At 60.1% G+C, this 8977-nt stretch carries 6 protein-coding genes; 5 read left to right on the forward strand and 1 reads right to left on the reverse strand.

Translation table 11 applies throughout. The annotated features are described in order from the left end of the window. The 4 genes from ACIREA_RS19990 to ACIREA_RS20005 all read left to right on the forward strand — a co-directional run. Positions 1-2690: DUF1549 and DUF1553 domain-containing protein (locus ACIREA_RS19990; protein ID WP_397384109.1), on the forward strand; the 2690-nt coding region annotated here is incomplete at its 5' end. Positions 2691-2713: 23 nt separating this feature from the next. Then, complete coding sequence (locus ACIREA_RS19995; RefSeq protein ID WP_397384110.1) at positions 2714-4135, forward strand: DUF1501 domain-containing protein; 1422 nt, start codon at positions 2714-2716, stop codon at positions 4133-4135. Between the two features lie 175 nt (positions 4136-4310). Further along, positions 4311-6581 (forward strand): alpha/beta hydrolase fold domain-containing protein, encoded by a 2271-nt coding sequence (locus tag ACIREA_RS20000; protein ID WP_397384111.1) that lies wholly within the window; start codon positions 4311-4313, stop codon positions 6579-6581. A 2-nt stretch (positions 6582-6583) separates the two neighbouring features. After that, positions 6584-6748 carry a hypothetical protein gene (locus ACIREA_RS20005; protein WP_397384112.1) on the forward strand — a complete coding sequence of 55 codons (165 nt, stop codon included), beginning with the start codon at positions 6584-6586 and terminating at the stop codon, positions 6746-6748. 87 nt (positions 6749-6835) lie between these two features. Here ACIREA_RS20005 and ACIREA_RS20010 read toward each other — a convergent pair whose 3' ends face one another. After that, entirely contained in the window at positions 6836-7708 is an 873-nt protein-coding gene (locus tag ACIREA_RS20010; RefSeq protein ID WP_397384113.1) for a helix-turn-helix domain-containing protein, read from the reverse strand. A 203-nt stretch (positions 7709-7911) separates the two neighbouring features. Between ACIREA_RS20010 and ACIREA_RS20015 the strand changes: the two genes are divergently transcribed. Next, complete coding sequence (locus ACIREA_RS20015; protein ID WP_397384114.1) at positions 7912-8739, forward strand: DMT family transporter; 828 nt, start codon at positions 7912-7914, stop codon at positions 8737-8739. The last annotated feature ends 238 nt before the right edge of the window (positions 8740-8977 follow it).

Here is an 8977-nt window from a genome sequence, read left to right on the forward strand (position 1 = left end):
ATGCGGATACGGCCATCGCGGCCAAGGTCGATGAACTGCTCGCTTCACCGCATTTCGGCGAACGCTGGGGGCGCTACTGGCTGGACATCGCACGCTATGCGGACACGCAGGATTTCTTCCCAACGGTGGATCTCCGCTACCCTTTCGCCTGGACTTACCGCGACTATGTGATCGGTGCCTTCAATGACGACAAGCCCTATGGTCAGTTTATCCGCGAGCAAATCGCAGCGGATTTGCTGGGCTTGAAGGCGGATGATCCTGCGTTGGCGGCGCTGGGTTTTCTTACGGTTGGTCCACGCTTTCTGCGGCGCACCGAGGAACAAATCAATGACCGGATCGACGTGGTGACCCGTGGCCTGATGGGGCTGACGGTGGTTTGTGCCCGCTGTCACGATCACAAATACGACCCCATTCCGACGGCGGATTTCTATGCGCTTCACGGTATCTTCAGCAGCTCGGAGATTCCGGAAAACCTGCCAGCAATCACGCTCACCTCTGTAAAGGTGGATGCCAAAGTTCATGCCGACTACGAGGCGAAAAAGGCCAAGGCCATGAAGGCTGTCGCCGATCTCACCGCTGGACTGCGCACGAAGGCGATTGCCGACGTGAAAGCAAAGCCAGAGGCTTATTTCGATGCGCTGTGCCGCTTGGAGTTTGATAAGAAAGCGATGTCCAGAGTCCTCACCGATACCAAGCTTTCGGAGACGGCCCTCGACCCGCTGGTTCAGCAATGGAAGGCATTGACGAAGTCGCCAAACGCACTCCAGGACACAGTGCTCGGCCCACTGGCTAAAGTAGCCGCCGCTCCAGCCGCCCAACAGGCTGCGCTGCTCAAAACCCTGCTCTCGAGCGACCAAGCGCCGGAGACGAAGCCCCAGATTCATCCATTGGTGCTCAAAGTCCTCCAAGAGAAGAAGCCAGACACCCTGGCGGCGCTGGTGCGTGCCTACGGGTCCGTTCTGGCTGCAGCAGGCAAGCTGCCCAAGGCTGCCGGCGGACCTCTGCTCGATGCGTTCCTGAAAAAAGATAGCCTTCTGGATCTCCAAGTGGCGGATGTGGAGAGGGTGGCCCGCCCTTCTGTCGAATCCCGAAAAGACTACGCAAAAGTGGACCCAGCAGTCGCGGAGGTGGAAGCCACCCATCCTGGTGCGCCGACTCGTGCGATGGTGATGAATGAAAAGGCCAAGATGGTCAAGCCAGTGATCTTCGTTCGCGGCGATCCAGCAAGGCGGGGCGATGCCGTGGACCGGCGTTTCCTTGAAGTATTGGAGCCCAAGAAGACACCCTTTCCCGAAGCGCAGAGCGGCCGGCGAGAACTGGCCGAACGCATCAGCAGCCCGACCAATCCACTGACACCGCGAGTGTGGGCGAATCAAATGTGGCGTCATCTCCTCGGCCAGGCGCTGGTGAAAACGACGGGCGACTTCGGCTTGCAGTCGGAGCCGCCGAGTCATCCGCAGTTGCTGGATTGGCTGGCCTCTGCCTTCATGCAGCGGAATGGGTCCACCAAACAAATCGTGCGGGATATCGTGCTGAGCGCCACCTACCAGCAGACCAGCACGAACCGCCCCGATGCGGCGAAGATCGATCAGGACAACACGCTGCTCTGGCGCGCGAACCGCCGTCGCCTCGACTTTGAGGCGATGCGCGATGCGATGCTCGCCACCAGCGGCCTGCTCGATCCCGCCATTGCTGGACGTGCGGTGAATCTCTCCACCACGCCTTTCACTGGGCGGCGCACCATCTATGGCTTCGTTGATCGCACGAATATCGACCCGCTTTTCACGACCTTCGATTTTCCCTCGCCGGACATCTCCAACACCCAGCGCACCGAGACCCTCGTGCCGCAGCAGGCGCTCTTTGCGCTGAACGACGGCTTCATCATCGAACAAGCGCGGAAGTTGGCGGCAGATGCGGAGAAAGCGGCTGCCAAAACACCTGGGGATAAGGTGACCATGGCAACGCGTGAACTCTATCGCCGGGTGTATCAGCGCGTCCCGCTTCCCAAAGAAGAGTCGCTGGCCCGGAGTCTCCTCGCCGATACCACGACGCCGGAAAGTAAAATGCTCCCGGGTTCCTGGCAGCTTGGGTTCGGCAGTGCGGATCCCGCAGTGGCAAGGAGCGCGGCCTTTTCGCCGCTGCCCTATTTCGATGCGGCCACCAAGCGCTACCAGGGAGCGCGTGTGTTTCCGGATACGGAGCACGGCTTCGTCAGTCTGACTGCGAGCGGAGGTCATCCAGGAGCAGGGCTCGAGAAAGCGGCCATCCGACGCTGGATTGCGCCGCGTGCCGGAGAGTTTGGCATCGGTGGCGAGATTTCCGTTGGAGCCAAGGGCAGCGGCGATGGGATTCGCGCCCGTGTCATCTCATCACGTTCCGGGCAGATCGGCGAATGGATCGTGGATCGTTCCAACGGGGTTTCTGCGCCGACCACGCTTCCAAAAGTGACCGTCAAAGCCGGTGAGATTCTGGATTTCACGGTGGATTGCCGTGAGAACACGAACGCCGATGGCTTTCGCTGGGTGCCGACTATTCGGTTGCTCGTGATGCCGGAGAAAGCACCGAAAGAAATGCAAACCGTCTGGGATTCCCAGGCAGATTTCAAAGCGCCGCCGCCGCCGAAACTCACGCCTTTGGAGCAAATGGCGCAGGCCCTCATCATCACCAACGAGTTCATGTTCATCGACTGAACCAACACCCCTTTTTGAATCTTATGAATCCACACAATCCTTTCCTCACCCGCCGCGAAGCGCTCAGCCGCGCAGGATTTGGCATCGGCAGCCTCGCTTTGGCTGGCCTGCTCAATGACATGGGCCTCACTCAGGCGACTGCCGCGAACCTCTCGCCGCTCGCGGTGCGGCAGCCGCAGTTCCCCGGCAAAGCGAAGCGAGTCATCCATCTCTTCATGAACGGTGGACCGTCGCAGATGGACACCTTTGACCCGAAGCCGAAGCTCAATGCCCTTCACGGCAAGTCGCTGCCCATCGCCAAAGATTTGAGCAAGGACAAGCGCCTCAGTGGCGCGGCCCTCGGATCGAAGTTCAAGTTCAGCAAACACGGCCAGAGCGGCATCGAGATCAGCGAGCTCTTCCCTCATGTGGCCAAACACGCCGACGATCTCTGCGTGGTGCGCTCCATGTTCAGCGACGTGCCCAATCACGAGTCCGCGCTGATGATGATGAACACGGGTAATCTGACTTTGCCGCGCCCCAGTGTCGGCTCCTGGACTCTCTACGGCCTCGGCACAGAGAACCAGAGCCTGCCTGGCTTCGTCGTCATGTGTCCCGGCGGATTGCCCGTGGCCCAAAGCTCGAACTGGCGCAGTGCCTTCCTGCCCGGCATCTATCAGGGCGTCCACATCGACACCAAGGAAACCCAGGCCGATCACCTCATTTCCAATCTGCGCAACACCGCCATCCTTCCCGGACAGCAACGCCGCCAACTCGGCTACGTCCAACAGCTCAATGAACTGCACCGCAAGCCGCGCGCCGGCGATCCGCAGTTGGAAGCTCGCATCCAGTCGCTCGAACTCGGCTTCCGCATGCAGACCGAGGCCACCGATGCCTTTGACGTCACGAAAGAGCCGCAATCCATCCGCGAGATGTATGGCGACACCCTGCAAGGCCGCCAAATGCTCATGGCGCGCCGCCTCGCCGAGCGCGGCGTTCGCTATGTGCAGGTCTGGCACGGGGCCGGCCAACCCTGGGACAGCCACAACAGCATCGAAGAAGCCCATCAGCGCCTCGCCACCGAATGCGATCAACCCATCGCCGCGCTTCTCCAAGACCTCAAAGACCGAGGCATGCTGGAAGACACACTCGTCATCTGGGGCGGTGAATTTGGTCGCACCCCGACCGCGCAAATGCCGCTCACGCCCAAAGTGGGCCGCGATCACCACAACGACGGCTTCAGCATTTGGATGGCCGGCGGCGGCGTCAAAGGCGGGCACATTCACGGAGCCACCGACGACATTGGCCTCAGCGTCGCCGAGGGAAAAGTCCACGTCCACGACCTCCACGCCACCATCCTGCACCTGCTCGGCTTCAACCACGAATCGTTGACCTACCGCTACGCCGGCCGCGACTTCCGCCTGACCGATGTCGAAGGCGAAGTGGTGAAGGCGCTCCTAGCCTAACCGCCGCAACTCCACCTTCGGCTCAGCAGCGCACCACGTTCCGGGCCTTCCGCCCAACTTACCAATGATGAAACACTCCCTCACCGTTGCCTGCACACGTTTGAAATCAACTTGGCAGGCTGTTTGCCGATCGTTTTGTGATCCGCTTTATCGGCTATCTTCGCGGCCATACGCTTTGCTTTGCTCGGCTCTGCTGCTCGCGCCGCTGGCCACACTTCATGCCGCTGATGATCTTCCCGAGCCGCCCGTGAGCTGGAAATACCCGCCGGAAATGCCGGGGTCGAGCGTGGAGGTTTATCGGGAGGTGAACGGTGTGAAGCTCAATGCCTACATCTTCACCCCGCCGGGTCATCGGGTGTCAGATCGTCGTCCCGCAGTGTTGTTTTTCTTTGGCGGTGGATGGAAAGGTGGATCGCCGGGGCAATTCCTGCCGCAGTCGCTTTACCTCGCGCAGCGCGGTATGGCCGCGATCCCGTGCGACTACCGGGTGCTGAGCCGCCACGGGGTGATTCCGCAGGATTGCCTGCGCGATGCGAAGGCCGCGATTCGTTGGGCTCGTGCCAATGCCGCTCGTCTCGGTATTGACCCCGACCGCATCGTGGCCGGAGGTGAATCCGCTGGTGGTCATCTCGCCGCTGCGGTGGCACTGGTGCCGGGTTTCGAGGACGGAGATCACAAGGAAGTCAGCTCCATGCCGAACGCTCTCGCGCTGTTCAATCCCGCTGTGGTGCTGTCGCCGGTGGACGGCCATCCCGGGCTGCTTTCAGACGAAAAGATCGCCGATATCCGCACACGCACCGATGGGCGACCGCAGGAGATATCGCCTTATCATTTCGTTCGCGCTGGTCTGCCTCCGAGCATTCTCTTCCACGGCACGAAGGATGAGGCGGTGCCATTCCCCACGGTGGAACTCTTTGCCAAAGCCATGACCGCCGCAGGCAATCGCTGCGAACTGAAAGCCTACGAAGGCCAGCCACATGGCTTCTTTAATCCCGGGCGCGGCAAGGGCGAGCCACGCGAGGAAGCCACTCGATGCTTCCACCGCACCATTCGCGAGCTGGACACCTTCTTCGTATCACTGGGCTATCTCAAACCGTCGGACAAGCTGCCAATACCAGCCGTCAAGAAGCTGTCCGATTTTCAGCCACTCGTCCACACCGAGACCTGGACCGAGAAATGGCCGGACGCTTCTGGCAAAGCCGAAACGCGCAACGTCACCGCCGAAGTGTGGACGCAGGCCATGCAAGCGACGCTCGATGCCCAAGGAACGCTGCACATTCCCGCGCGAGATAAGCCCTATTACCTTGATGGCCCGCTCATCTTAAAATCCGGTCAAAAAATCAGCGCTGATCCGACCGTCGAGCTTCGCCTCAAACCCGGGAGCAACACCTGCATGGTGCGCAACGAGCATGTCGTCGGCTTTGCAGAACAACCAGTGCCCGAGGACACGCAGCCTGACACCGGCATCATCATCGAAGGCGGCATCTGGACGACCTTGAACCTGGCCAAGGACGCCAACGGCAACCAACGCGGCCACTCCGCGAAACAGAATCCCGTGCCCGGCACGCACGGCGTCATCCTACTGCACAACGTCCGCGGCGTAACGGTGCGGAATGTCACCGTGCGCCAGAGCAAGGCCTTCGCCATTCATCTTGGCAACATCCGCGACTTCACCGTCGATGGCCTCACCCTTGATCAACATGGACGCGATGGCGTGCATGTGGATGGCCCCGCGAGCGATGGCGTGATCCGCAACGTGAGCGGTGACTCGCATGATGATCCCGTCTCGCTCACCGCATGGGATTGGCGGCAATACAATGTCACGTTCGGTCCCATTCATCATCTCAGCATCGAGCACATCGTCGGCGCGCCCGAGGACAAACACGGTACCGATGCCATCCGCCTGCTGCCCGGCGTGAAGCGCTTCAGCGACGGCACCACGCTCGATTGCCCCATTCACGACATCACGATGCGCGGCATCACCGACATCCGCGACTTCAAGCTCTACGACCAGCCCAACCTTGAAGTTGGGCGCGACAACGACTTCAGCGCCGGCATCGGCACCCTGAAGAACATCGTGTTTGAAAACCTCACCTTCAATCGCCCCGGCAGTATCCAAGTCCACGCCAACACCGACGGACTCACCATCCGCGATGTGAAGCTGCTCTTTTCACCTCCCGCCGACTATCACCTCATCGAACTCGGCCCCAAGTCCATGACCTACAAGGGCGCGCCCGGCACCGATCCCGCGAAGTGGATCGAGATCTTCTCCCCCGACCTCGACTGCACCGTGCGCAACGTCAGCATCACCGGCATCCACACCCGCGACTCGCAGACCGATTTGCCTGTCGAGCAAGTCGTGAAGGTCATCGAGCAAAAGCCGAACCCCAACTACCCCAAGACCACGCCGAAAGGTGGCACGGGAAAAGGCATCTGGATTCGTTGAGTATGAAACTCTTCCCCACACTCGTTGTCGGTGTCTTCTTGGCATCGCTCGCCCTCCACGCCGCCGAGCCGGTCACGAACTTCATCTGCAGGGTCGAAGGCGGCCCCATCTGGCTGGACCATGGGCGAGCCACCGGACAACAAGGCTACCACGTGTGCGCTTGGTGAAAGCGATACGGCATTCCACGAATGGAAGCCCCAAAGGGTTGGTGGCAAACCTGAGCTATAGTTTGTCCGATTGTAACGGTGCGCGGATCACGCCTTCTGCCGATGTTCGCCAGGCGTCTTGCCGGTGTATTTGCGGAAGACGTGGCAGAAATATGGGGCCGAGGTGAAGCCACATGCGGCGGCGATGTCTTCGAGCTTGCGGCCCGTGGTGCGGAGCAGGTCGGTGGCGGCCTTGACGCGGCGGCGTTGCAGCCAGTCGTTGGGGCTCATGCCGGTCTCGCGTTTGAAGACGAGGAACAGATGTGCGCGGCTGCATCCGGCTTTCTGCGCCACCTCGTTCATGGGCAGCGGTTCAGTGAAATGGTTTTCCATGTGTTCCATGGCGAGGGTCACGGCATCGGCGGTGCTGCGCTGATGGGTGCCGCTGGTGTGCCGAGCGACTTCCAGGATGATCGATGCAACGAGCAGGCGCATGGAGGCGGTGCCATCGGCAGTGCGCGGTGATTTGCGTTGTTGGAGGATCATCTGGTGCAGTGTTTGAGCCATACGACGGAGCGTCGGGCTCATGGAGATCAATCGGGGCGTGCGGCTCTGAAACTGCGCGGCGATCCATGCCAATTCGTTCTTCGTGAACGGACTGTGCCGCGTGACCGGATGTGCGATGTCGAAATTCACTGCACAGATGACGGAGGGCATGCGCACGTCTTTTGATCCCCGGTGTAGAACTCCCGCCGGAACGACAATCATGTGACCACCAGCGAGTTCCAGTTCGGTGCCATTCTTGAACTCATACGCTGCGCCTCCGCGCAGCAGCATCAGCACTTCATGGCGGTCGTGCGAGTGCCAGGTGAGTGGGATGGCATTGAAGCCCTGTGTGGCGGCGGTCGATCCCACCATGGTCATGCCGATCTCTGCGCCAGTGAAGATGCATTCCTGCACATGGTGGTCGTGCTCGGGCATAATGTGATTCGGTTTTCGTGATGTCATGAGTCATTTAGAAATAGTCTGACCGATCATATTGAACGACAATGCTGTAAACAATTGATTCCCACGGGACTTTACTGAGCGGTATGAAAAATCAGTCACCATCCGCCATGACATCCCCCGGCAGCATCGGGGTGACATATGGTCTGCTGGCTATCATGGCGTTGCTTTGGGGCGTAATGTTCATCGCCATCAAGCTCGGAGGACGTGCGATGCCGATCTCAGTTTACAATGCGGATCGTTTTCTTGTTGGCGCAGTATTGATGCTGGTTGTTTGTCATCGGGCCGGGCGGTGGCGGCAGGTTGAATGGCGGGAAGCGTGCGAACTCACAGGCCTGGGGTTTGTCGGGCATGGCCTCACTCAGATGGCCTTCGTTTCCGGAGTGGTGAGAACTTCCACCGCCAGTTCTGCGCTCATCTGGGGTTGCACGCCTTTGGTGGTGGTATCGATTTCTGCGCTGCTGGGATTGGAGCGCCTGCGGGCACGCCAGTGGCTGGGTGCGCTGGTGGCATTGGCCGGAGTGGCAGCGGTGGTGGTTGGGCGTGGGACTGGCTTCACAGGTCAGACGCTTGCGGGAGACGGACTGGTGCTGCTTTCAGTGCTTTTCCTGGCCATCTATGTGGTCTGGAGCCGGTCTCTGCTGGCCCGGCTCGACCTGTGGTTTGTGACGACATGGATGGTATGCACGGGGGCCGTGGTCATGCTCGCGTGGTCTGCTCCGCAGCAAAGCTTCCAGCTTTATCGCAGTCTGAATCTCCGAGATTGGGGCGTGCTGTTCTACGGCGCAGTGTTTGCGCTGTTGGTGCCAAATTTGATCTTCCTCAAAGGCATCCATGACGTCGGACGCGCCCGCGCTTCCTTTTTTATGAACGCAGTGCCGTTGGTCGGATACTTGGCGGGATGGTTGTTCATGGGCGAGACAATGGGGCCACTTCAATTGACCGGCGGCGCGGTGATTTTTGCCGGCATCCTTGTTTCGCAGCTCAACACCTCCGTCAAAACGTGAAGATGTTCCACCTCACCCTCACTCGCCCAGAGGCATTGAAACGTCCATTCCCGGTAGCCAATTCAATGAAATCTACCCTCACAATCTTCGCCAGTTTCATTCTTTGCTCGCTTACGCCGCTTCACGCCGCCGAGCCCATCACCAACTCCATCGGTATGAAGCTCGTGCCCATCCAGCCCGGCACGTTCACGATGGGCCAGGACGGGCCGCCGTTGGAGGATTATATGGGGCAGAAGCA

The organism is Prosthecobacter sp. (genome assembly GCF_044373815.1).
Lineage (GTDB): Bacteria > Verrucomicrobiota > Verrucomicrobiia > Verrucomicrobiales > Verrucomicrobiaceae > Prosthecobacter.